Genomic DNA, 22,473 nt, shown 5'->3' on the forward strand with positions numbered 1-22,473 from the left:
ACAGCATGGCAGACCACACGGGCTACGGCGCGGGCACCATCGCCAGCTGCCGGCTCTGCACGATGATGCGGCCCTCGCAGTCCACCACGGTGTGGTCCTCATCGAACCAGTCCTGCCCGATCTGCACGGTGGTGCAGATCACCCGCAGCCAGCCGTCGGCCGGCATCGCCCGCAGGTAGGCGGTGAGCTGCACGGTGGGCGCCCAGCCGGTGCGGTTGATCGCGAAGGTCACCGGGGCCGACACATCGCCGCACAGCAACGCGAACAGCACGTCGGGCGCGGCGTCTTTGGGCCGCACCCACATCTCGATCACCGGCGGTCCGCCGTCGGTGCGCGGGCCCAGCGTGGTCAGCGCGGGCCGGATGTCGCAGCCGTGCGCCAGGTGCACGATGTGCTCCATCGGATGCCCCGGCCCGATCGCGGCCAGCCCCGGCGGGGGTTCCGGGGTCATCAGCGGCACCACCGGGTTGAACGACAGCAGCGGCGGCGCGTGGTGTTCGGGCTCCCCCAGCGTGATGACGGCGTGCACGGCGGTGCGGTCGCCCTGGTTGAGTTCGACGTCCACGACGCTGATCCGGCGGCCGCGTTTGCGGATCGAGGTCACCAGTCGCATCGGGCCCGGGTCGGGCGCCCACAGAAAGTTGCCGGACACCGCGACCGGCTGCAACGCATCACCGTGGGCGGTGCGGGCGGCGTTGGCGCACAACGCCAGCATCGCCCCGCCGTGCACCTTGGGGCCGATCGTCCAGTGTTCGTTGAGCTCGCCGGCGAAGGTGTCGTCGTCGACCCGCGCCAGCTTCATGGCGTCGGTGAACAGCGTCGAGCTCATCGAGAATCTCCTTGGCCGGTCAGCGCAGCAGGTGGGTGCGGGCGAACTGCAACGACTCTTTCAGCAGCGCTTCGCGCTCGTGCGCCGACCGCGCCCCCGAGGTGGTCACCTCCAACACGACGTGGCCGGCGAAGTCCCCGCCGGCCAGCATCTGGCACACCTCGACGGTGGGTTGGCTGCCGCGCCCGGGCACCAGGTGCTCGTCGGCCGGCATCCCGTTGCCGTCGCACAGGTGCAGGTGCACCAGCCCCGAGCCCATCCGTCGGGCCATCTCCAGCGCATCGGTGCCCGCCGTGGCGGTGTGCGACAGGTCCAGCGTGTAGTGCGCGTGGTTGCCGTCCAGCGGGTCGTAGGACGGTGCGAACGCCGAGATCGCGGGCCCCGGCCCGCCGCCGCGGCGCCGCATCCGCTCCATCGAGTCCCGGAAGAACCGGTCGGCCCGGAACGGGAACATGTTCTCCACCGCCACCATGACGTCGCTGCCGGCTTCCAGGGCCGCCACCTGATCGGCGAAGCCCTCGGCGTAGCGCCGCTGCCAGCGAAACGGCGGGTGCACCACGACGGTCTGCGCGCCGAGCCGTTCGGCGGCCTGCACGCTGCGCTCCAGCTTGGGAATCGGGTTGGCGCCCCACACCCGCTGCGAGATCAGCAGGCAGGGCGCGTGCACCGACAGCACCGGCACCCCGTAGCGCCGGGACAGCTTGGCGACCGCGGCGATGTCCTGGCTGACCCCCTCCCCCCACACCATCAGCTCGACGCCGTCGTAGCCGAGTTTGGCGGCGTACGCGAAGGCGGCCTCGGTCCTCAACGGGTAGACCGAGGCCGTCGACAGGCCGACCTTGATGGCGGGGCGCACTGGGTTGTCTTAGTTGTCTGGCGGGCGCCTAGCCGGATCGCAACAGGGCCAGTGGTCCCAACGTGATCAGCAGGCCGACGGCCACTGCGATCAGCGTGCTGGTGGTGTCGACGGTCTTGCGGACCACCTGAACGGCGGCGACCAGGCCCAAGGTGACCAGCACCGACAGCACCAGCGCGACGATCTTGTTCCACTGCCACAGCTGGTCAAAGGCCAAGAACAGCCCGGCGCCGAACGCGACCGCCAGGATGGACTGCAACACCACCCAGCCGCCGCGCAGCACCTCCTCGCGCCGGGTCAGCGGGTGCGCGTCGGCGACGTCGTCGACCAGGTCGTCCTCGATATCGTCGTGGTCCTCGTCGAGGTCCACCAGGTCCTCATCGCCGAGATCCTCGTCGAGGTCGGCCAGGTCGTCGTCGACGTCGTGGCCGCCGCGTCGCTTGCCGAAGAAGTTGCGGGCCGACCCCAGGTAGGACCGCACGTAGGCGGAATCGTCGGTGGGCAGCTCGGCGTCGCGGACGTCGGTGTCCATCACGTCGACTTCCATGTCGGCGTAGTTGTCGACCGGATCCGGGCTCATCTGCTCGGCGCCGGATTCCACGCCCGGTCGCCCGTATGCCTCGCCGCGGCGGATCGGGCGCGGGTAGGCGCTGCGCTCCGGGCCGGGTCCGCGCCGGGGCTGCGGCGGCGACGACGGCCACCGCGGGCCGGGCTCGGACCAGGTCACCGGCTCGGGGCGGCGCTCGACCTCGCGGGGTGGCCGGGGCGGCGGGGCGTCGTCGAGCCGCGCGGTGCCGTTGGGTCGCTGCGGGCGCGGTTGCGGGCCGGGGTCGGGCTGGTCGTCGGGCGGGTGGTCCTCGTCGTCCTCGCCGTCGATGACCGGGATCTCACCGGTCAGCTCCGCGACCGTCACCGCATCGCTGTTGCCGCGCCGACGGCGGCGGCGCCCGGTGACCGGCGGGGAGCCGATGGTGCCGTTTTTGGCCAGGAGCTCGGCAACCGAAATCGGCCGGGTCCCACCGGTCCCCGGGTCCTCGGTGTCGAAGTGTGGTCCAGTCATCGTTTGTCGCCTCTCGATCGGTCAGCCACGTTCCGATCAACTGCCAGGCTTCCAGCATCGCGCACGGAGGTCTCCATGGACCAAGTTTCCATAAAGGCGGTTCCGTCGGCTTCACTGTCGAGTTTCCGCAAGATCAGGCCCTCTCGCAGCGCCCACGGGCAGATGTCCACCGTCTCAATCGACAGCGCTCGCATGCTCGCCTCCGCTACTAAAGCTCCTGCCACGATCTGCGGCGCTCGTTCGGCACTGACTCCTTCCAATTCGGCACGGTCAGCAGTGGTCATCCTAGTGATGAATGATATGAGCTGTCTGAGACCGCTGGCGGTGAGTGTCCGCTTGACCCGTGGCCCGGCCGCCGACGGTGCCGCCCCGGTGAGCCGGGCCAGCGAGCGAAACGTTTTCGAGGTCGCCACCGCGAGGTCGGGGCGCCCGGCGTCGAGCACGGTGGCGCTGGCCTCGGCGAGCTCGGTGTCCAGCCAGTCCCGCAGCATGGCCACCCGACGCCGGCCGGGCGGATCCTCGGCCAGCCATTCCCGGGTCAGCCGCCCGGCGCCCAGCGGCAGCGACAACGCCACCTCGGGTTCCTCGTCGACGCCGTTGGACACCTCCAGCGAGCCGCCGCCGATGTCGAGGTTGATGATGCGTCCCGCACTCCACCCGTACCAGCGGCGCACCGCCAGGAAGGTCAGCCGGGACTCGTCGACCCCGCGCAGCACCTGCAACTCCACCCCGGTCTCGGCCCGGACCCGGGCCAGCACGTCCTCGGAGTTGGAGGCGTCGCGCACCGCGGAGGTGGCGAACGGCATCAGCTCGGCGCAGCCCGAACTGGCCGCGATCTTGGCGAACTCGTCGATCGTGGAGATCAGTTTGTCGGCGCCTTTGCGGGTGATCTTGCCGGAGCTGTCGGTGGCCTCGGCCAGCCGCAGCGCGGCCTTGGTGGAGCTCATCGGCGTCGGATGACCGCCCCGGCGGGCATCCACCACCAGCAGATGCACCGTGTTACTGCCCACGTCGAGCACACCCAATCGCACGAAAGACAACCTATCCGGTGCGCGGCGTCACCCGGCGAGCAGACACAAAATCGCATGTTTGTGGCCGTGACCGTGCGATTTTGCGTCCGTTCAGCCGGTACCGTGGGAGCCGTGGCAACCCTGGATCCAGCCCACCCGGGCGAGGTCGAACTGGATTTCCCCCGCGAATGGGTGGAGTTCTACGACCCGGACAACCCCGAACACCTGATCGCCGCCGATCTGACCTGGCTGCTGTCGCGGTGGACCTGCGTGTTCGGCACCCCGGCCTGTCAGGGCACGGTGGTCGACCGCCCCGACGACGGATGTTGTTCGCACGGGGCGTTTTTGTCCGACGACGACGACCGCGCCCGGCTCGACGCCGCGGTGACGCAGCTCACCGACGACGACTGGCAGTTCCGCGAGAAGGGCTTGGGCCGCAAGGGGTATCTGGAACGTGACGAACACGACGGTGAACCCGCGTGGCGCACCCGCAAGCACAAGGGCGCCTGCATCTTCTTGAACCGGCCCGGATTTGCGACCGGGCCCGGCTGCGCGCTGCACAGCAAGGCGCTCAAGCTGGGGGTGCAACCGCTGACGATGAAGCCGGATGTGTGCTGGCAGTTGCCGATCCGGCGCAGCCAGGAGTGGGTGACCCGCCCGGACGGCAGCGAGATCCTCAAGACCACGGTCACCGAATACGACCGCCGCGGCTGGGGCGCCGGCGGCGCCGACCTGCACTGGTACTGCACCGGCGACCCGGCCGCCCACGTCGGTGCCCAGCAGGTGTGGGAAAGCCTGGCCGCCGAACTCACCGAACTGCTCGGCGAGAAGGCCTACGCCGAGCTGGCCGCGATGTGCCGGCGGCGCAGCGGGCTGGGGTTGATCGCGGTGCACCCGGCCACCCGCGCCGCCGAGTAGCCGCCGAGGCCCGCGAGCAGACGCAAAAGCCCCCATTTCCGGGCCGAAATGGGGGCTTTTGCGTCTGCTCGGCGTTGCGCCGCTACCCCTCGAGCTTGTAGCCGAGGCCGCGCACCGTCACCAGGTGCACCGGGTTGGCCGGGTCGACTTCGATCTTGGACCGCAACCGTTTGACGTGCACGTCGAGCGTCTTGGTGTCGCCGACGTAGTCGGCGCCCCACACCCGGTCGATCAACTGGCCGCGGGTCAACACCCGACCGGTGTTGCGCATCAGGTATTCGAGGAGGTCAAACTCTTTGAGCGGCAAGGTGATCTGCTCACCGTTCACCGAGACGACGTGGCGCTCCACGTCCATCCGCACCGGGCCCGACTCCAGCACCCCGTCGCCGACACCGGCGTCGTCCTCGCCGCCGCGCCGCAGCACGGCCCGAATCCGCGCGATCAGCTCCCGCGCCGAATACGGCTTGGTCACATAGTCGTCGGCGCCCAGCTCCAAGCCGACGACCTTGTCGATCTCGCTGTCCCGGGCGGTGACCATGATCACCGGCACGCTGGACCGGGCGCGCAGCTGCTTGCACACCTCGGTCCCCGACATGCCCGGCAGCATCAGGTCGAGCAGCACGATGTCGGCGCCAGCCCGGTCGAATTCCGCCAATGCGGCGGGACCGTCGGTCACCACGGTGGCCTCAAACCCCTCCTTGCGCAGCAGAAACGCCAGTGGATCGGCCAGCGACTCCTCGTCTTCCACGATCAGCACACTGGTCATCGGCGCAGCTCCTCCTCATCGCTTCGCTCTGCATCGTCGTAAGCGCGGGTCATCGCCGTACTTCTTCCTTTCGTTGGGCGGGCAATGGATCCGAGTGCTGCTGCCCGTTGTCCTGGTACGCCGGTACCGACAGGGTGAACGTCGACCCGGTTCCGGGTTGACTCCACAGCCTGATGCTGCCGTTGTGGTTGGCCGCCACGTGTTTGACGATGGCCAGCCCCAGCCCGCTGCCGCCGGTGGCGCGCGACCGGGCCTTGTCACCGCGGAAGAACCGCTCGAAGACGCGTTCCTGGTCTTTGCGGGCGATCCCGATACCCCGGTCGGTGACCGCGATCTCCACGTTTTCGCCGCGGAGGCGCCGGCTGATCGACACCGACGACCCGTGCGGCGAGTACGCGATCGCGTTGGACACCAAGTTGGCCAGCGCGGTGATCAGCAGCGCCTCGTCGCCGAGGACCCGCAACCCGCTGGGCGCATCGGTGCTGACCTTGATGTCGGCGTTGTCGGCGGCCACCTTGTGGCGTGAGATCGCTTCGGAGACCACGGTGTCGACCTCGACCTCGGCCAGCGCCGGCAGCGGCTCGGCACCCTGCAGCCGGGACAGTTCGATCAGTTCGCCGACCATGTCGGCCAGCCGGTTGGCCTCCACGAGCACCTTTTCGCCGAACCGGCGCACGGTCTCGGGGTCGTCCGCCGACGCCAGCAGCGCCTCGGCCAGCACGCCCATCGCGCCGACCGGGGTTTTGAGTTCGTGGCTGACGTTGGCCACGAAGTCACGCCGGGAGGCCTCCATCCGGGCGTACTCGGACTGGTCGTCGACGAAGACCACCGCGAAGCGGCGGTCGTCTTCGGACAGCAGCCGGGCGTAGCCGCGCAGCGACAAGGCGGACCGGCCCGGTGCGGCGCGTTTGCTCGACGACAGGTCGAACTCGACATCCTGGCCGCTGGCCAGCGTCCGTTGCGCCGCGACCCAGGCCCGGTCGTCGACGAGCCGGTCATGCACCAGGCCCAGCTCCCCGGCCCGGTCGTTGCGGTACACCACGTCGCGATGGCTGTCGACCACCACGGTGCCCACCGGCGCCAGCGCCACGATGCGCTGCAGCATCTGACCGACGGTGATCCCGGCGCGTTCGGCGGCCTCGCGCCGTTGGCGCTCGACGATCCGCGGCGTCAGCCGGACCCCCACCAGGACGCCGACCGCGAGCGCCAGCATCGCCGACACTCCAGCCAGCACCAGGGCTGACATCACAGACACGACAAAATCGTACGCATCCGATGAACGTCACCTGGTCAGCGTGCGGCCAAATCGGGACATGTCACAGTCCCGGGCGCAGGTGTTCCCCCGCCGTTCACGCGGTGTTTGCCCAGGACAGCCACCGGTAACGCCGCTCGTCGTGGCGGGCCGCCCTATTTGGCGCCTTGGCTGGCGACGGCGGCGGCGCCGGCGGCCGCCGCCTCCGGGTCCAGGTAGGTGCCGCCGGGCACCCGCGGGCGCAGGTCGGCGTCCAGGTCATAGCGCAGCGGGATGCCGGTGGGGATGTTTAGCCCTACGACCTCCTCGTCGGACATGCCGTCCAGGTGTTTGACCAGGGCGCGCAGCGAGTTGCCGTGCGCGGCGATCAGCACCGTCTTGCCCACCCGCAGATCCGGCACGATGACGTCGGTGAAGTACGGCAGGAACCGGGCCACCACGTCGGCCAGGCATTCGGTCAGCGGGCCGCCGCCGATGTCGGCGTAGCGCGGGTCGGTGTCCTGGCTGTACTGGCTGCCGGCCTCGATCGGCGGCGGCGGGGTGTCGTAGCTGCGCCGCCACGCCATGAACTGCTCGTCGCCGTAGCGGTCCCGGGTCTGCGCCTTGTCCAGGCCCTGCAGCGCGCCGTAGTGGCGCTCGTTGAGCCGCCAGCTGCGGTGCACCGGGATCCAGTGCCGCCCGGCGGTGTCCAGCGCCAGGTTGGCGGTGGTGATGGCCCGGCGCAGCAGCGAGGTGTAGACCACATCGGGCAGCAGGTCGTGGTCGACCAGCAGCTGCCCGCCGCGCACCGCTTCGGCGCGGCCCTTGTCGGTCAGGTCGACGTCCACCCACCCGGTGAACAGGTTGCTCGCGTTCCATTCGCTTTCGCCGTGGCGCAGCAGCACCAACGTGGAATCTGTCATGCGCGACAGTCTCTCACGAGCGCGAATTCGCGCTACCGTCGTAGGAAGGTCCAACATGGTGGATCGGAGGTATGGCGGTGAACGTACGCCGATTGCGCCCCGGCCCCCGCCTCGTGGCCGTCGCGCTGCTGGCGACGTCGACGGTGCTGCCGACGCTGGCGGCCCCGATCGCAGCCGCCAAGCCGTGCGCCGGCACCGAGGTGATCTTCGCCCGCGGCAGCGAGGAGCCACCCGGCGTCGGCAAGGTCGGGCAGGCGTTCGTCGACGCGCTGCGCTCCGCGCACACCGACCAGTCGATCGCGGTGTACCCGGTCAACTACGCTGCCGCCAGCGCTTTGAGCAGCGGAATCGATTTCGACCGAAGCGTCATCGCCGGGATCCGCGACGAGGCCAGCCATATCGAGTGGACGGCGCTGGACTGCCCCGATACGCGGATCGTGCTGGGCGGCTACTCCCAGGGCGCCGCCGTCACCGGGTATACCACGTCGCCGTCGGTGCCGACCGGGGTGCCGGCCGAGCTGGTGCCGGACCTCCCGCAGCCGATGCCGGAGGTGGTGGCCGATCACGTCGCGGCGGTGATCCTGTTCGGGAAACCCTCACCCAGGTTCATCCGCCGCTACGACGCACCGCCGGTCACGGTCGGCCCACTGTATGCGGCCAAGACCCGCGAGTACTGCGCCCGCAACGACACCGTCTGCGACGGCGGCGACGGCCTCCCGCTCGGGCATATGGATTACCCGACGAACGGCATGCCCGCCGAGGCCGCGGCGTTCGCGGCGCGCCGCATCGAAGCCGACTCGGCTCCCCCCGTCATCTTTCACGGCTGGCACGCCCGCTGATCAGTCGTCGTCGTCGATCAGATGCTCGAAGGCCCGCAGGTTCTTCAGCGACTCACCGCGCGACACCCGCCACTCCCATTCCTTCTGAATCGAGGAACGAAAACCCAACTCCAGCAACGTATTAAAGTCGGTGTCCACCGCTTCGAGGACCTGGCCGAGCACCCGGTCGATCTCCTCGGCGGTCACCGACCCCAACGACATGCGGCCGACCAGGTAGATGTCGCCGACGTTGTCCAAGGTGTAGGCGACCCCGTACAGCCGACGGTTGCGTTTGAGCAGAAACCGGTAGACGCCCTCGTGGTTCTCGTCGGGTTTGCGGCACACGAACGCCTCGACGCGCACCGAGTGCTCACCGATGCTCAACAAGGTGTTGGTGGTGAGTTTGCGTTCCCCGGGCAGTTCCACGATCAGCCCCGGCAGCCCGCCGTGCGCACCCTGGTGCGGCGAGTAGGTCAGCTCGTTGGCCTGCAGCGTGTCCTCGATCAGCTGCTGCACGTCACTCACAGGCGCCGCTCCTCCTCATCGCTTCGCTCTGCATCGTCGCCGGCGCCGCTCATGCCCGCACCTCCCGACGCGCCGTCCAGCGCCGGGCCCGCCGCGCCGCCCCGAAGTCGCGCACGGCGCGACCGGCAGTGAAGTCGTCGATCGCCTTGGCGTAGCAAGCCAGTTGGGCGTCGACGGTGCGTTCCCAGGAGAATTTCGCGGCATGGCTGACCGCGGCCCGGCTCATCGCCCAGCCGCGCGGCCCGGCCCCGGCTTGCAGCAGCTCGTCGATGGCCGCGGCCCAGCGGTCCACGTCGTGGCCGGGCACCAGGGTGCCGCTGACCCCGTCGCGCACCGCCACCGGCAACCCGCCCACCGCGGCGGCCACCACCGGCGTCCCGCACGCCTGCGCCTCCACCGCGACCAGCCCGAACGACTCCGAATAGCTCGGCACCGCCACCAAGTTGGCGGCCCGAAACAGGGTGGCCAGATTCTCCCGGGACTGCGGCGGCAAGAACGTCACCCGGTCGGTGATACCCAGTTCGGCGGCCAACGCCACCAGCCCGTCCGGGGCGGCCAGCCCGCTGCCGGACGGCCCGCCGGCCACCACGATGTGCACCCCGGGCAGTTTGGCGGCGGCCTGCAGCAGCACATCGGGGGCCTTCAGCGGTTGGATCCGGCCGACGAACGCCACCACCGGCTCGCCCACCGCCAGCCCCAGCGCCGCCCGCGCCGCATCCCGGTCACCGGGGGTGAACACGTCCAAGTCGACCCCGGGATGCGCGACGTCAATGCGGTCCGGGTCGGCCTGGTGCAGCGAAACCAGTTGGCGCGCTTCGTCGTCGGTGTTGACGATCAACCGGTCGGCCTCGTCGACAACCTGCTGTTCGCCGACCGCGCGCAGCGGCGGCTCGGGGGTGTCGCCGTCGGCCAGCGCGGCGTTCTTCACCGCGGCCAGGGTGTGCGCGGTGTGCACCAACGGCACCGCCCAGCGGTCCCGGGCCAGCCAGCCGACCTGGCCGGACAACCAGTAATGCGAGTGCACGATGTCGTAGTAGCCCGGTTCGTGGGTGGCTTCGGCGCGCAGCACCCCGGCCGCGAAGGCGCACAGCTGGGTGGGCAAGTCGTATTTGTCCAGGCCCTCGAACGGACCGGCCACCACGTTGCGCACCACCACCCCGGGCGCCACCCGCACGATCGGCGGATCGGCCGACGAGGTGGCCCGGGTGAAGATCTCCACCTCCACGCCGCGGCGGGCCAGGTGCAGCGCGCTCTGCAGCACGTAGACGTTCATGCCGCCGGCATCGCCGGTGCCGGGCTGGGCCAGCGGCGAGGTGTGCACCGACAACACCGCCACCCGCCGCAGCCTGCTCAACGGGTCATCGATTTCGGAAATCTCGCCGAACCACACACGGCCATCTTTGCAGCCCGCCGCGACGGGCTCCGACGGCGCAGGTCACGCGCTTGCCTCCGGAACCTCGGTGACCAGCCCGGGCCGGCGGGCCCGGGCCCGGCGCATCCCGCCGACCGGGTCGGCGTACAGCCCGCCCAGCGACACGATGCCGGCCCCGGCCTCTTGCACCCGGTTGCCGAACGCGGTCACCCGCAGGGCCCGCGGCGGCAGCACCGCACGCTCGGTGAACGCCGCCTCCACCTGCGCCATGCCCTCCGGATATTCGGTGAACGCCTGCCCGCCGACCACCAGGTCGTCGGGGTTGAGCAGGTCACGCAGCAGCGCGACGGCTTCCCCGAGCACCCGGGCCCGCTCCGCCAGCAGCCCGACGGCCTGCTCATCGCCGCCGCGCGCCGCCTTCAGCAGCCCGGTCAGGGCGGCCCCGGAGCCGCCCGCGCGGGCGCCGGCGGGCAAAATCCGCAGCCGGCGGGCGGCGGCCAGCACGGCTTCGTCGCTGACGGTGGACTCCAGCTGCCCCGACCCGCCCAGCAGCTCCGAGGAGGCGGGCAGCCCGGCGATGGTGCCCGGCCCACTGGCCGGGGTGTGCACCCGCCCCCCGATCACCAGCGCGTAGCCGACGGTTTCGCGGGCGTAGACGTACAGGCTGGTTGCCGGGCTGGGCGCGAGCCGTCGCATCCCCAGCAGCAGCTCGGCGCCGGCCATGGCGTCGACGTGGGAGGCCACCGACACCGGCAGCCCCAGCGCCTCGGCCAGCACCGGCCCCACCGGCGCCTGCGTCCAGCCCAGCCGGGCGTGGTCGACGTGGCCGGTGGCGCCGTCGACCGCCCCGCCGATCGCCACCCCCACCCACAGCGGCTGGCGGCGGTGCCAGCGGCTCAGGTAGCGGCGTGCGCTGCCGGCCAGCGCCGCCAGCGCCGGCGCGTGCCCGCCGCCGGGCGTCGGGGTTTCGACGACGTCGAGGGTGCGGCCCAGCAGGTCGGTGGCCACGATGCTGGTGGTGCGCGCCCCGATGTGGATGCCCAACGTCAGGTATGGCTCGTGGTTGACCTCGACCGGCACCCGGGGGCGGCCGATCGCGCCGGACACCGCCAAATCGGCGCGTTCCCGCAGCAGCCCGGCGTCCAGCAGCGCGGTGACCTGGCGGTTCACCGTGGCGATGGACAGCGAGGTGGCGCCGGCGATGGCGTCCCGGGCGATCGGTCCGCGCACCCGCGCGGCCCAGAACACCGACGCCGCGGCCCCGTCGGCCAAATGCAGCGACGGCGCCACGACGTGCGGGTGGGACCGGGCCCGACGAACGGTGGCGGTGTGGGAGTGGGTGGTGAGGGAGGTGGTGCGCACGCGATGTCCTTTGTCCTGAGTTCCGACGGTGGGCTCGGGCCACACCTGGCGACTCAGCGGGACGGTGCTAAGTCAGGTGCGGCGGGGTGCGCAACAACACGCACCGCCCATGGGACAGGCGGCCGTTAGCGAGAACTCGGCACTGCGATACACACCGAGAAATTTAGCGTGCCGACATTGCGGGCCGTAAGGGGGCCCCGGCGGCGCGGCGCCGGGCCGCCGGGCAGCACGCAGCGCGGTGACGCCCGACACGCCTTAAGGTTGGCCAGATGGCGACATCGCAGGCGCACGAAAAGATTGCCGTGGTCACCGGCGCCAGCGCCGGAATCGGCGAAGCGACCGCAAGAACCCTTGCCGCGCAAGGTTTTCACGTGGTCGCGGTGGCCCGCCGGGCGGACCGGATCACCGCGCTGGCCGACGAGATCGGCGGCACCGCCGTGGTGGCCGATGTCACCGACGCCGCGGCCGTCGACGCGTTGGCGGCCGGGCTGAGCCGGGTCGATGTGCTGGTCAACAACGCCGGCGGCGCCAAGGGCCTGGAGCCGGTCGAACAGGCCGACCTGGAGCATTGGCGCTGGATGTGGGAGACCAATGTGCTGGGCACGCTGCGGGTGACCCGGGCGCTGCTGCCCAAGCTGGTGGCCTCCGGCGACGGGCTGATCGTCACCATCACCTCGATCGCGGCGTTCGAGGTGTACGACGGCGGCGCCGGCTACACCGCCGCCAAACACGCCCAGGGCGCGCTGCACCGCACCCTGCGCGGCGAACTGCTCGGAAAACCGGTGCGGCTCACCGAGATTGCACCGGGCGCGGTGGAGACGGAGTTTTCCCTGGTGCGGTTTGGCGGCGACCAGCAGCGCGCGGACGCCGTCTACGCCGGGATGACCCCGCTGGTGGCCGCCGACATCGCCGAGGTGATCGGGTTCGTGGCGTCCCGGCCCCCGCACGTCAACCTGGACCAGATCGTCATCCGGCCCCGCGATCAGGCCAGCGCTACCCGCCGGGTCGGGCGCTAGGCGACGTCGACGTCGTGGTCGGGGTGCCCGACAGGGTGGGCGCGTTGGTCGGGGTGATCGGCGCGGTGCTGGGGATTTTCGTTTCCGGCGCCGGTTTGGTGCCCTCCTTGGGCGGCAGCGCCGACATCGACACCCAGGTGCCCCAGTCCACCGCCCAGTCCCAGATGTCGCCGTCGGCGTAGGACAGCTCGATCGAGCTGCCGGTCACCTCCACCGGGTCGCCGTACATGGCGCTGGCGTAGTACTGCTCGGCGTCGCCGGTGGACAGGTTGATGCAGCCGTTGGTGACGTTGCTGTTGCCCTGGGCGCCGGCGCTGGCCGGGTTGGCGTGGATGAACTCGCCGTTGTTGGAGATCCGCACCGCCCACCGCTCGTGGATGTTGGAGTAGCCGGCCGCCGGGTTGGACATGTAGAAGTCGGCGTATTTCTCGCTGACCACGTGGATTCCGTTGCGGGTGACGTTGCGGGCCAGGTCGCCCTCGCCGTAGCTGCACGGGAAGTCCATGATCACCCCGGCGTCGGTGACGACCTGGATGCGGTGTGAGGAGACCTCGGCCTTGACCACCTGCCGGCGACCGATCGCGAAGCTCAGGCTGAAGTCCTGCTTGCCGTAGGCGCCGTCGCCGAACGCCAGCCCGTACAGCTTGGCGTCGACGTTGACCTTGGTGCCGGCCGGGTAGTACTCGCGGGTGCGCCAATGCACCCGCGCGCCCTGTGCCTCGTCGGGCAGCCACGCCCAGCTGCCCTCCACCGGCGGGTCGGTGGTGACGGTCAGCGCCCGCTCGACGGCGGCCTTATCGGAGATGGGGGCGTCGAACTGGATGATGATCGGGGCGGCGACGCCGACGGTCTGCCCGTCGGCCAGCTGAAACCCGCCGTCGATGACCTTGGTGGGGGTGAGCGTGGTGAACTTGCCGGCCACCGGGACGGCCTTGCCGTCGTGGCCGACCACCGACCCCGACCAGGTGTAGGCCGCGCCGTAGCCCAGCGGCTCGATGACGGTGTAGCGGGTGCGGTCCCGGTTGAGCGTCCCGGCCACCACCTTGCCGTCCGGGTTGGTCAACGCGACCCGCTGAAACCAGCCGTCGCGGACTTCCACGCTGATCGGCGCGGTGGGCAACACGTCGGTGGCGGCGTCTTGCGGCGCAAAGGTCAGGCTGGGCGCCGCCGGGGCGCTGCTGTCCTCGGATTGTTTGCCCGACTCCTTGGAGCAGGCGGCCAGCAGCCCGGGCGCCGCGATCCCCATCGTCAGCGCCGCCAACGCCTTACGCCGGTTGATCGGCTGCGGGTCGCTGGCGGTGCTCACGAGCAACCAAGATACCGGGCAGCGACGACCACCCCGGAAATTCGCCAGCTACAGGACGCAGCCGACCAGCACCGGTTCGGGGGTCAAGGTGATGCCAAACACATCGGCGACCCCGTCGCGGACGGTGCGGGCCAACGCCAACACGTCGGCGGCGGTGGCGCGGCCGCGGTTGGTCAGCGCCAGCGCGTGCTTGGTGGACAGCCGGCACGGCGCCCCGTCGGTGTCCGGATAGCCTTTGCCGAACCCGGCCCGCTCGACCAGCCAGCCGGCGGCCAACTTCACCCCGTCCGGCGCCGGATAGTGCGGGACGGGGGTGTCGAGGCTGTCGGCCAGGCGGTGATACACCCCCGGGGCCACCACCGGGTTGGTGAAAAACGAGCCGGCACTCCAGGTGTCGTGGTCGGCGGGGTCGAGCACCATGCCCTTGCGGGTGCGCAGCGCCAGCACCGCGGCCCGCACCGCCGCCGGGTCGGCGCGGTCCCCGCCGGTGGCGCCCAGCGCGGCGGTCAGCTCGTCGTAGCGCAGCGGCGCGCTGGCCCCCGTCGCGTCCAACGCGAACTCCACCTCGAGCACCACGGCGTCCGCGGAGTGTTTCAGCACACTGGTGCGGTACCCGAAGCCCAGCTCGGCGGCGGGCACCCAGCGCACCGCACCGCTGCGCCGGTCCAGCAGCCGCACCCGGGTCAGGGTGTCGGCCACCTCGACGCCGTAGGCGCCGACGTTTTGCACCGGGGTGGCGCCCGCCGAGCCGGGAATCCCGGACAGGCACTCCAGCCCGCCCAGACCGCGCTCGATCGTCGCGGCCACCACGTCGTCCCACACCGCGCCGGCCTCCACCCGCAGCGCGACGCCGTCGATGTGGATGCGGTCGGCGGCCAGCCGCACCACGGTCAGATCGGTCAGGTCGTCGGCGATCACCACGTTGGAGCCGCCCGCCAGCACCAGCACCGGGCCGTCGGCGTGGGCGTCGAGGTGGCCCAGCGTGGCGACCACCTGGTCGGCGTTGGTGCAGGTAATCACCCGCCGCGCCACCGGACCGACCCGCAGCGTGGTCAACGGCGCCAACGGCACCGCGTCCGCGACGCGCGCACCGGCGAACAGTGTTCCCACCACGGGCCGTAACGGTAGCCTGACCTGCTATGCCGCGTTCATTCGACTTGTCGGCCGAATACCACGCCAGCGTTGAACAGGTGCATGCGGCGTTTTGCGACGAGGCGTATTGGCTGGCCCGGCTGGCCGATTCCGGGGCCGACACCGCGACGCTGGACTCGATGACCGTGGAGCCCGACGGGCAGGTCGCGGTGACCACCACGCAGGCCCTGTACCGGGAGCGGCTGCCGGCGCTGGCCACCCAGTTTCACCGCGGCGACCTGGAGGTGGTCCGCAGCGAAACGTGGAGCCCGGTCCGCGGCGGCAAGGCGTCCGCCCAGGTCACCGGCAAGGTGCTGGCGGCGCCGGTGTCGCTGTCGGGTGAGGCGGAGCTGGCGCCCACCGAGACCGGCTGCCGGTTGACGTTCACCGCGACGGTCCACGTCGATATCCCATTGGTGGGCGGCAAGATTGAGAGCATCATCGGCACCAAGCTGTCCGAGCTGATGACCGCCGAGCAGCGGTTCACCACGCGGTGGGTGGCCGACGCCGGTTAGGGCCCCGACCCCGACCGCCCAACTGCGCCGAAAGTGCAACCCTGCAGGTCCGCACTCGAACTTTTCCTACCTGAACGCAATCTCGCGCAAATGACGCGCGGCGCGCACCGCCCCCGGCGACCTCGTAGGGTGGCGGGCATGCGGATCGCATTGGCGCAGATCCTCAGCGGCACCGACCCGGCGGCCAACCTGGAGCTGGTGCGCGAGTACACGGGCCGGGCCGTCGAGGCCGGCGCGGCGCTGGTGGTGTTCCCGGAGGCCACCATGTGCCGGTTCGGGGTTCCGCTCACACCGATCGCCGAACCCACCGACGGGCGGTGGGCCGACGGGGTGCGGCGCATCGCCGCGGAGGCCGGCGTCACGGTGGTCGCCGGGATGTTCACCCCGGCGACGGACGGCCGGGTCGCCAACACGCTGATCGCGACCGGTCCGGGCACCGACGCCCACTACGACAAGATCCACCTCTACGACGCGTTCGGCTTCACCGAATCCCGCACGGTGGCGCCGGGTGCGCAGCCGGTGGTGATCACCGTCGACGGCATCGGGGTCGGGTTGAGCACCTGCTACGACATCCGGTTCCCGGAGCTCTACACCGAGTTGGCCCGCCGCGGCGCGCAGCTGATCACGGTGTGCGCGTCGTGGGGGTCCGGGCCGGGCAAGCTGGAGCAGTGGACGCTGCTGGCCCGCGCCCGCGCGCTGGACTCCACCAGCTACATCGCCGCGGCCGGGCAGGCCGATCCGGGTCGCGCCCTGGCCTCCAAAGCGCCGACCGGGGTTGGCGGCAGCCTGGTCGCCTCCCCGTGGGGTGAGGTGGTGGCCGCCGCCGGCGCCGGGCCGGAGCTCGTGGTCGCCGACCTGGAGGTCGACGCCGTCGTCGCCGCCCGTGACACCCTCGCGGTGCTGCGTAACCGCGCAGACTTCGTTCGCATCAATTAACCGATAAGGCAGAATCGCGCACGTGAGCAACCCACCAGGACCTCCGCACGGCGGCGATCATTCGCCCTGGGCCCGCCCGACCGCCCCGATGCCGAAGCGGCCCGCGCCGGACCCGCAGCCGCCGTCCGGTCCGGAACCGCGCCCGTCGTCCAGCCGGCCGTCGGAGTCCCCGACCCGGCAGATGAACGTGGGCCGGGACGCCCACGAACCCCCCACCAGTCGGATCCCCGGCCCGCCGCCGATCACCACGCAGGACCTGCCGGTGGAGCCACCGACCGGCCAGACGACGACGATGGATTTCTCGGCGCCGCCGACCCCACCCAAGCGCAACCTGTTCGGCTTCCTGCGCGATCCGCTGTCGATCTTTTTGGTGTTCGTCACCACGCTGGCGTTGGTGGTCGCCGGCCTGATCGGCGCCGAGCTGTACGCCCGGCACATCGCCGACGACAAGATCACCAAGGCCACCGAGTGCGAGGTGGAAGACAAGGCCAAGGCGTCGTTCGGGGTGTCGCCGCCGTTCCTGTGGCAGCACATCACCGGCCACTACACCAACATCTCCATCAAGACCGCCGGCAACCAGCTCAAGGACGCCAAGGAGATGACGGCCGAGCTGAGCATCTCCGACGTCCGGTTGCACGACACCGGCGACTCCGGCGGCACCATCGGCGCGCTGGACGCCACCCTGACCTGGTCGGCCAACGGCATCGAGCAGACCATCCAAAACATGGTTCCGCTGTTGGGCAAGATGGTGGACAGCGTCACCACCCACCCCGACGACGGCACCGTCGAACTGAAGAGCACGTTGGGCGGTGTCATCGTCAAACCCCAGGTGCAGAACAACCAGCTGTCGCTGCAGCTGGTCAAGCTGACGGGGTTGGCCAGCTTCGCGGGGGCGTTGGCGACGGAAAACATCCAGCCCGAGCTGGACATGTTCACCAATAAGTTGACCAGCAAATATCCGCTGGGTGTGCACCCGGACAGCGTGCAGATCACCGATACCGGTGTGATCGCGAAGTTCTCGTCCCGCAACGCCAGCATCCCGTCGCACGGTCAAAACCCGTGCTTTGCCAACCTCTAAGCGACGGAGCCCTTCAGTGACGGTTCAGGTTGATCGGGCAGAATCACGCGGATGACCACACCCCAGAAGCGCGGTTTGATCCGCGGCCCGGAGTCCATCGTGTTGATCGTGGCGATCGCGTTGGCGGTGGTGGTCGTCGGGCTGGTCGGCACCGAGGTCTACGCCCGGCACCACGCGGCCAGCCTGATCACCGACGCGGTGCAGTGCGAGGTCCAAGACACCGCGAAGGTGTCGTTCAGTTCCACACCGCCGGTGCTGTGGCAGTACCTCACCGGGCACTACACCAACATCTCGGTGCACACCGCCGGCAACCAGGTGCGCGACGCCAAGGGCATGACCGTCGACCTGGACCTCCAGAACATCGAAGTGAACCGCTCCGGGGACTCCAAGGGCACCATCGGCGCGCTGAACGGCACCATCACCTGGTCGGCGGACGGCATCAAACAGTCGATCCAGGACACCATCCCGGTGCTCGGCGACCTGGTGACCAGCAGCGTGGAAACCAACCCCAGCGACGGCACCATCAAGCTCAAGGGCCTGCTGGACAGCGCCACCGTCAAACCGCAGATCGTGGACAACGGGCTGTCGCTGCAGGTGGTCCAGCTCAAGGCGCTGGGCTCCGACAAGTCCACCCAGTCGGTGCAGCAGCACCTGGACGACCTGACCTCGAAGGCCACCAAGAACTACCCGCTGGGCATCCACGCCGACAACGTGAAGGTGACCGATAGCGGGGTGCAGGCCACCTTCTCCAGCAGCAACGCCACCATCCCGGCGTCGTCGTCGCAGCCGCAGTCGGGTCAGGACTGCTTCAGCGGGCTCTGATCCAGCCCGTCGAGCACCGCGCGGGTGCCGGACAGGCCTAACCGGGTGGCGCCGGCCTCCAGCATCGCGACGGCGTCGGCGGCGGTGCGGATCCCGCCGCTGGCCTTGACTCCGAGTCGGTCACCGACGGTTTGCGCCATCAGCGTCACCGCCTGCACCGACGCCCCGCCCGCGGGGTGAAACCCGGTGGAGGTCTTCACGAAGTCGGCGCCGGCGTCCGCGGCGGCGCGGCACACGTCGGCCAGCACCGCGTCCCCGGCCCGATCCAGCAGCACCGCGGATTCCACGATCACCTTGAGCACGGCGGCCGGCACCGCGGCGCGCACCGCGGCGATGTCGGCCCGCACCGCGGCCAGGTCCTTGGCCACCGCGGCGCCGACGTCGATGACCATGTCGATCTCGGCGGCGCCGGCGGCCACGGCCAGCGCCGCCTCCTGCGCCTTGACCGCCGGCAGGTGTTTGCCGGACGGGAAGCCGGCCACCGCGGCGATCGGCACCGCGGTGGCGTTGGCCGCCACCGCGACCGGCACCATCGACGGCGACACGCACACCGCGGCGACGCCGAGCTCGGCGGCCTCCCCCACCAGCGCGACCACCGCGGCGGCGGTGGCCTCGGGTTTGAGCAGGGTGTGGTCGACGACGGCGGCGACCTGATCGCGGGTGGGTGGCATCAGAACGGCTCCTCGGCGCCGCCGGGGTTGCAGCCGGCGGCCAACATGGTGCCGTCGTCGACCACCGGTCGCCACGGCTCCAGATTCCAACTGGTCTTGCCCGGTTCGGCGAACTCGGCCCACTGCCAATGGCAGAGGAACTGCGCCCGCATGCCGGGGCTGTCGGCGTCCGGGGCCAGCCTCACGACCTCGGTCCACGCCTCGTCGGCCTGCGCGCCGGTGCCGACGTCGCCGGCCGCGGCCCGCCCGGCCGCGGTCGGGTACACCCGCAGGCTGGGCTTACCGGCCCACTGCACCCATTCGGTGCGGGCGACGAACGGCGGGGCATACGGCGTCGGGTCCTGGGTCGGACTCTCATCGGCCGCGGCGGGGGCGGCGGCCAGCAACGCCGCGGCCAGGAGCACCGGGGCGGTCATCCGAGCCCGCATCGGCCTAGTGCGACTTCCCCTGAATCTCCAGAATTTTCGGCCGGACGTCGACGAGGTAGATCCCGGCCGCGCAGGCGGCGATCACCACGCCGAGAATCTGCAGCAACCACGTCAGCAGCACGCTGACCCCCAGGATGCCCAGCCAGGCGGGCTTGGTCAGTTTGCCGGCGGCGGTGTAGGCGTCGGGCCGCTGGATCGCCGCGTGCACGAACGCATACACCGTCGTCACCAACACGGCGATCTGCAATATCAACATGACGGTCCCCGGCACAGCTTGCAGCATCACCCTGTAAGCGTAGCGGGACCGCACAAACGACGACGGGGTCCGGCTGCCCCCCGGACAGCCGGACCCCGCCGGTCGCAGAACTACTTCTGGGTGACCTTCTTGGCCGGCGCCTTCTTGGCCGGGGCCTTCTTGGCGGCGGCCTTCTTCGCCGGAGCCTTCTTGGCCGGGGCCTTCTTGGCGGCCGGGGCGTCCTTCTTGCCGGGCAGCTCGATGCCGACCAGCTTGGCGGCGCGCTCGCCGACCGCGCGGGTCTGCGACGCGACGGTGCCCAGCGCATCCTGGGTCAGCTCCACGGCCTGCTCGACGTAGCCCTCGGCGCGCGCCGAGGCGTCCTCGATGCTCGACTGGCTGCGCAGCCGCTCCAGCGCGGCCTCGCCCCGCTCGACCAGCTCGTTGTACCGGGTGGTCGCGGCCTCGACGTAGCCCTCGGCCGCCTTGCGCAGCTCGTCGGCGGTGAACTTCTCGCGCAGCTCGGCGAACTGCTCGGGCAGGTCCTCCTGCAGCTTGTTCAGCCGGGCGCGGCGGGACTCGACCCGGCTGCGGGTGTCGGTGCGGGCCTCTTCGGCGCGCTCCCGCAGCTCGGCCAGCAGGTCGTTGACCGTGGCCAGGGCCAGGTCGGCGGCACCCAGCGCGGCGAGCAGCGGGGCCTTCAGGTCGTCGATGGTCGGGTTCTCGGCCATGGTGTTTCCTTTCACGAATGAATGTTGGGAACGGATGTCTGGTGTGGGCTACAGGAACTCAAGCAGGCGTGGGCTCCTCACGGGCAGCGTCGTTTTGTTGCACAAACGAGGTGTAGATATCGAGCAGAACCTGCTTCTGCCGCTCGGTGATCACCGTGTCGGCGATGATCGCGTCCCGGACCTCGCTCTTCTCGCTGGGCTCGAGGATCCCGGCCCGGACGTAGAGCACTTCGGCGGACACCCGGAGCGCCTTGGCGATCTGGTTGAGCACATCGGCAGACGGTTTGCGCAATCCGCGCTCGATCTGGCTGAGGTACGGATTGCTCACACCAGCCTTATCGGCCAGTTGTCGCACCGACACTTGGGCCGCCTCACGCTGCGCCCTGATGAAGCTGCCGATATCCGACGCGGCGGTGGACACCACTGCGGCAAGCTTTTCGTCCTGCGGCATTGGCAAACTCCTTGCGTCGGATCGCCGGTGTTGACGCGCACCACGCTACAACCTCGTGCTAACTTTTGCAAGCAGTTGTTAGCGCAGGTCAGAATGCTAGTTGCGCGACGGTGTAGATCACCAGCCCGGCCAACGCGCCCACCACGGTGCCGTTGATGCGGATGAATTGCAGATCCCGGCCAACGTGGAGTTCGATGCGTCGGCTGGCCTCCTGGGCGTCCCACCGCTCGATCGTCTCGGTGATGATCGCGGTGATCTCCACGCCGTACTGGGAGACCAGGTGCTGGGCGGCCCGCACCAGCCAGTCGTCGACCTTGTCGCGCAGGTCGGCGTCGTCGCGCAGCGCCTCCCCGATCCGGATCACGGTGTCGGTGATGCGGGTGCGCAGCGCACTGGACGGGTCGTCGACACCGTCGAGCACCAGCCGCTTGAGGGTCTTCCACGCCGCCGCGGCGGCGTTGGTTACCTCGTCGCGCGCCATCAGCTGCTCTTTGACCGCCTCGGCGCGGGCGATGGTGGCCTCGTCGTGCTGCAGGTCGTCGGCGAACTCGAACAGGAACCGGGTGGCGCTGCGGCGCAGGTCGTGGTCGGGGTTGCGGCGCACCTTGTCGGTGAAGTCCATCAGCTCGCGGTGGATGCGGTCGCCGACCAAATGGTCGATGAACCGTGGCGACCAGCTCGGCGAGTCGTGCTCCACCACCCGCTGGATGACCTCACCGGCGTTCAGCGACCAGTGGAAGGCGCGGTCGGCCAGCAGCTGGATCAGCGCCTCCTGGCGGTGTTCGGCGAGCAGGCTGGCCAGCACCCGGCCCACCGGCGGGCCCCACCGCGGCTCGGCGATGCGCCGCACGATCATCCGGTCGATCACGTGCTGCACGTCCTCGTCGCGCAGCAGTTCCACACCCACCCGCAGCACCGTGGCGGTCTCGGCGGCCACCCGTTCGGCGTGCGCGCGCTCCGACAACCACTTGCCCAGCCGGCCGGGCACCTGCGCGTCGCGCAGCTTGGTCTCCACCACCGACGCCGACAAGAAGTTCTCCCGCACGAAGGCGCCCAGGCCCTCACCGAGCTGATCCTTCTTGCGCTTGATGATCGCGGTGTGCGGGATCGGGATGCCCAGCGGATGTTTGAACAGCGCGGTGACGGCGAACCAGTCCGCCAACGCACCCACCATGCCGGCTTCGGCGGCGGCGCCCACATAGCCCACCCAGGCGGCCGCGGTGCCGCCGGACTGCGCCCAGCGGCAGCCGAGGAACACCGCGGTGGCCCCGAGCAGGAAGCTCAGCGCCACCACCTTCATCCGGCGCAGGCCGCGGCGCCGCTCGGCGTCGGCCACCGGGTCGGCGCCGGCGAAGCTTTCGGCGAACGACGTCGCCCGCCGGCGCGCCGGCGGCGCCGCCGACCGGTGCCGGCCCCCCGCCGAGTTCGGTAGTTGTGCCACCCAACCATCATCCGCTACCACAGCAACCAACATGGGCCCAGT

The 22,473-nt window shown here is 70.5% G+C and carries 25 protein-coding genes; 7 read left to right on the plus strand and 18 right to left on the minus strand.

From position 1 onward, the window contains the following. Nucleotides 1–22: 22 nt before the first annotated feature. From ACAG26_RS03760 to ACAG26_RS03775, 4 genes are read right to left on the minus strand one after another with little or no spacing between them, the layout of a single operon-like run. Nucleotides 23–829 carry a thioesterase family protein gene (locus tag ACAG26_RS03760; protein ID WP_370479496.1) on the minus strand — a complete coding sequence of 269 codons (807 nt, stop codon included), beginning with the start codon at nt 827–829 and terminating at the stop codon, nt 23–25. 19 nt (nt 830–848) lie between these two features. Further along, nucleotides 849–1,685 (minus strand): sugar phosphate isomerase/epimerase family protein, encoded by an 837-nt coding sequence (locus tag ACAG26_RS03765; protein ID WP_370479498.1) that lies wholly within the window; start codon nt 1,683–1,685, stop codon nt 849–851. A 28-nt stretch (nt 1,686–1,713) separates the two neighbouring features. Beyond that, the gene (locus ACAG26_RS03770; protein ID WP_370479500.1) at nt 1,714–2,745 is read right to left on the minus strand and encodes a hypothetical protein; all 1,032 of its coding nucleotides are present in this window, start codon (nt 2,743–2,745) and stop codon (nt 1,714–1,716) included. After that, complete coding sequence (locus ACAG26_RS03775) at nt 2,742–3,776, minus strand: Ppx/GppA phosphatase family protein (protein ID WP_071029456.1); 1,035 nt, start codon at nt 3,774–3,776, stop codon at nt 2,742–2,744. Before ACAG26_RS03775 ends, ACAG26_RS03770 begins: the two co-directional genes overlap by 4 nt. A gap of 120 nt (nt 3,777–3,896) precedes the next feature. On the opposite strand from ACAG26_RS03775, the gene ACAG26_RS03780 reads away from it, so the two are divergent. After that, on the plus strand, nt 3,897–4,673 hold the full coding sequence (locus ACAG26_RS03780; RefSeq protein WP_370479642.1) for a hypothetical protein: 777 nt from the start codon (nt 3,897–3,899) through the stop codon (nt 4,671–4,673). A gap of 82 nt (nt 4,674–4,755) precedes the next feature. Here the strand turns inward: ACAG26_RS03780 and regX are convergent, their stop codons facing one another. The 3 genes from regX to ACAG26_RS03795 all read right to left on the minus strand — a co-directional run bounded on the left by regX (nt 4,756) and on the right by ACAG26_RS03795 (nt 7,593). Then, nucleotides 4,756–5,439: a two-component sensory transduction protein RegX gene (gene regX / locus ACAG26_RS03785; RefSeq protein WP_370479504.1), complete on the minus strand. Its 684-nt coding sequence runs from the start codon at nt 5,437–5,439 to the stop codon at nt 4,756–4,758. Between the two features lie 49 nt (nt 5,440–5,488). After that, entirely contained in the window at nt 5,489–6,694 is a 1,206-nt protein-coding gene (locus tag ACAG26_RS03790; RefSeq protein ID WP_370479506.1) for a sensor histidine kinase, read from the minus strand. Nucleotides 6,695–6,846: 152 nt separating this feature from the next. Further along, nucleotides 6,847–7,593 carry a phosphoglyceromutase gene (locus ACAG26_RS03795; protein ID WP_370479508.1) on the minus strand — a complete coding sequence of 249 codons (747 nt, stop codon included), beginning with the start codon at nt 7,591–7,593 and terminating at the stop codon, nt 6,847–6,849. A 71-nt stretch (nt 7,594–7,664) separates the two neighbouring features. Between ACAG26_RS03795 and ACAG26_RS03800 the strand changes: the two genes are divergently transcribed. Continuing rightward, nucleotides 7,665–8,432, plus strand: coding sequence for a cutinase family protein (locus tag ACAG26_RS03800; RefSeq protein ID WP_370479510.1), 768 nt, complete (start codon nt 7,665–7,667; stop codon nt 8,430–8,432). On the opposite strand, the gene ACAG26_RS03805 is transcribed toward ACAG26_RS03800, so the two are convergent. The 3 genes from ACAG26_RS03805 to ACAG26_RS03815 are packed head-to-tail and all read right to left on the minus strand — an operon-like array spanning nt 8,433 to nt 11,670. After that, nucleotides 8,433–8,936: a YbjN domain-containing protein gene (locus ACAG26_RS03805; RefSeq protein ID WP_370479512.1), complete on the minus strand. Its 504-nt coding sequence runs from the start codon at nt 8,934–8,936 to the stop codon at nt 8,433–8,435. Between the two features lie 49 nt (nt 8,937–8,985). Beyond that, nucleotides 8,986–10,326, minus strand: a complete 1,341-nt coding sequence (gene mshA, locus ACAG26_RS03810; RefSeq protein ID WP_370479514.1) for a D-inositol-3-phosphate glycosyltransferase — start codon at nt 10,324–10,326, stop codon at nt 8,986–8,988. 45 nt (nt 10,327–10,371) lie between these two features. After that, nucleotides 10,372–11,670 carry an ROK family protein gene (locus tag ACAG26_RS03815; protein ID WP_370479516.1) on the minus strand — a complete coding sequence of 433 codons (1,299 nt, stop codon included), beginning with the start codon at nt 11,668–11,670 and terminating at the stop codon, nt 10,372–10,374. Between the two features lie 269 nt (nt 11,671–11,939). Between ACAG26_RS03815 and ACAG26_RS03820 the strand changes: the two genes are divergently transcribed. After that, a complete protein-coding gene (locus tag ACAG26_RS03820) occupies nt 11,940–12,686 on the plus strand; it encodes an SDR family NAD(P)-dependent oxidoreductase (RefSeq protein ID WP_370479518.1) in 747 nt (248 codons plus the stop codon). On the opposite strand, the gene ACAG26_RS03825 is transcribed toward ACAG26_RS03820, so the two are convergent. Next, entirely contained in the window at nt 12,664–13,932 is a 1,269-nt protein-coding gene (locus tag ACAG26_RS03825) for an Ig-like domain-containing protein (protein ID WP_370479645.1), read from the minus strand. The two genes, ACAG26_RS03820 and ACAG26_RS03825, sit on opposite strands and share 23 nt — an antisense overlap. A 108-nt stretch (nt 13,933–14,040) precedes the next feature. Next, complete coding sequence (locus ACAG26_RS03830) at nt 14,041–15,105, minus strand: UDP-N-acetylmuramate dehydrogenase (protein WP_370479521.1); 1,065 nt, start codon at nt 15,103–15,105, stop codon at nt 14,041–14,043. A gap of 26 nt (nt 15,106–15,131) precedes the next feature. Here ACAG26_RS03830 and ACAG26_RS03835 point away from each other — a divergent pair, with 26 nt between their 5' ends. From ACAG26_RS03835 to ACAG26_RS03850, 4 genes are all read left to right on the plus strand, one after another. Beyond that, nucleotides 15,132–15,638: a DUF2505 domain-containing protein gene (locus ACAG26_RS03835; RefSeq protein ID WP_370479523.1), complete on the plus strand. Its 507-nt coding sequence runs from the start codon at nt 15,132–15,134 to the stop codon at nt 15,636–15,638. Between the two features lie 138 nt (nt 15,639–15,776). Next, nucleotides 15,777–16,574, plus strand: coding sequence for a carbon-nitrogen hydrolase family protein (locus ACAG26_RS03840; protein WP_370479525.1), 798 nt, complete (start codon nt 15,777–15,779; stop codon nt 16,572–16,574). 22 nt (nt 16,575–16,596) lie between these two features. Beyond that, nucleotides 16,597–17,652 carry an LmeA family phospholipid-binding protein gene (locus tag ACAG26_RS03845; RefSeq protein ID WP_370479527.1) on the plus strand — a complete coding sequence of 352 codons (1,056 nt, stop codon included), beginning with the start codon at nt 16,597–16,599 and terminating at the stop codon, nt 17,650–17,652. Nucleotides 17,653–17,703: 51 nt separating this feature from the next. Continuing rightward, a complete protein-coding gene (locus ACAG26_RS03850) occupies nt 17,704–18,474 on the plus strand; it encodes a DUF2993 domain-containing protein (RefSeq protein ID WP_370479529.1) in 771 nt (256 codons plus the stop codon). Here the strand turns inward: ACAG26_RS03850 and deoC are convergent. The 6 genes from deoC to ACAG26_RS03880 all read right to left on the minus strand — a co-directional run bounded on the left by deoC (nt 18,450) and on the right by ACAG26_RS03880 (nt 22,464). Next, nucleotides 18,450–19,145: a deoxyribose-phosphate aldolase gene (deoC, locus tag ACAG26_RS03855; RefSeq protein WP_370479531.1), complete on the minus strand. Its 696-nt coding sequence runs from the start codon at nt 19,143–19,145 to the stop codon at nt 18,450–18,452. The genes ACAG26_RS03850 and deoC overlap by 25 nt on opposite strands. Next, complete coding sequence (locus tag ACAG26_RS03860) at nt 19,145–19,573, minus strand: DUF2599 domain-containing protein (RefSeq protein ID WP_370479533.1); 429 nt, start codon at nt 19,571–19,573, stop codon at nt 19,145–19,147. The genes deoC and ACAG26_RS03860 overlap by 1 nt, the downstream gene beginning before the upstream one ends. 4 nt (nt 19,574–19,577) lie before the next feature. Then, nucleotides 19,578–19,853, minus strand: coding sequence for a DUF2516 family protein (locus ACAG26_RS03865; protein WP_370479648.1), 276 nt, complete (start codon nt 19,851–19,853; stop codon nt 19,578–19,580). Nucleotides 19,854–19,939: 86 nt separating this feature from the next. Next, a complete protein-coding gene (gene hbhA, locus ACAG26_RS03870; protein WP_370479536.1) occupies nt 19,940–20,539 on the minus strand; it encodes a heparin-binding hemagglutinin HbhA in 600 nt (199 codons plus the stop codon). A gap of 58 nt (nt 20,540–20,597) precedes the next feature. Beyond that, nucleotides 20,598–20,990, minus strand: a complete 393-nt coding sequence (locus tag ACAG26_RS03875; RefSeq protein ID WP_071024790.1) for a helix-turn-helix domain-containing protein — start codon at nt 20,988–20,990, stop codon at nt 20,598–20,600. A gap of 88 nt (nt 20,991–21,078) precedes the next feature. After that, a complete protein-coding gene (locus tag ACAG26_RS03880; protein WP_370479539.1) occupies nt 21,079–22,464 on the minus strand; it encodes a DUF445 domain-containing protein in 1,386 nt (461 codons plus the stop codon). Between the last annotated feature and the right edge of the window lie 9 nt (nt 22,465–22,473).

This window comes from Mycobacterium sp. pUA109 (genome assembly GCF_041287095.1).
Lineage (GTDB): Bacteria > Actinomycetota > Actinomycetes > Mycobacteriales > Mycobacteriaceae > Mycobacterium.

Bases quoted from the DNA above. Each gene is read 5' to 3' on its own strand.
- ACAG26_RS03760 (WP_370479496.1), bottom strand. From the start codon at position 829: ATGAGCTCGACGCTGTTCACCGACGCCATGAAGCTGGCGCGGGTCGAC.
- ACAG26_RS03770 (WP_370479500.1), bottom strand. From the start codon at position 2,745: ATGACTGGACCACACTTCGACACCGAGGACCCGGGGACCGGTGGGACC.
- regX (WP_370479504.1), bottom strand. From the start codon at position 5,439: ATGACCAGTGTGCTGATCGTGGAAGACGAGGAGTCGCTGGCCGATCCA.
- ACAG26_RS03795 (WP_370479508.1), bottom strand. From the start codon at position 7,593: ATGACAGATTCCACGTTGGTGCTGCTGCGCCACGGCGAAAGCGAATGG.
- ACAG26_RS03800 (WP_370479510.1), top strand. From the start codon at position 7,665: ATGGCGGTGAACGTACGCCGATTGCGCCCCGGCCCCCGCCTCGTGGCC.
- ACAG26_RS03820 (WP_370479518.1), top strand. From the start codon at position 11,940: ATGGCGACATCGCAGGCGCACGAAAAGATTGCCGTGGTCACCGGCGCC.
- ACAG26_RS03825 (WP_370479645.1), bottom strand. From the start codon at position 13,932: ATGGGGATCGCGGCGCCCGGGCTGCTGGCCGCCTGCTCCAAGGAGTCG.
- ACAG26_RS03835 (WP_370479523.1), top strand. From the start codon at position 15,132: ATGCCGCGTTCATTCGACTTGTCGGCCGAATACCACGCCAGCGTTGAA.
- ACAG26_RS03840 (WP_370479525.1), top strand. From the start codon at position 15,777: ATGCGGATCGCATTGGCGCAGATCCTCAGCGGCACCGACCCGGCGGCC.
- ACAG26_RS03850 (WP_370479529.1), top strand. From the start codon at position 17,704: ATGACCACACCCCAGAAGCGCGGTTTGATCCGCGGCCCGGAGTCCATC.
- deoC (WP_370479531.1), bottom strand. From the start codon at position 19,145: ATGCCACCCACCCGCGATCAGGTCGCCGCCGTCGTCGACCACACCCTG.
- ACAG26_RS03860 (WP_370479533.1), bottom strand. From the start codon at position 19,573: ATGCGGGCTCGGATGACCGCCCCGGTGCTCCTGGCCGCGGCGTTGCTG.
- hbhA (WP_370479536.1), bottom strand. From the start codon at position 20,539: ATGGCCGAGAACCCGACCATCGACGACCTGAAGGCCCCGCTGCTCGCC.
- ACAG26_RS03875 (WP_071024790.1), bottom strand. From the start codon at position 20,990: ATGCCGCAGGACGAAAAGCTTGCCGCAGTGGTGTCCACCGCCGCGTCG.
- ACAG26_RS03880 (WP_370479539.1), bottom strand. From the start codon at position 22,464: ATGTTGGTTGCTGTGGTAGCGGATGATGGTTGGGTGGCACAACTACCG.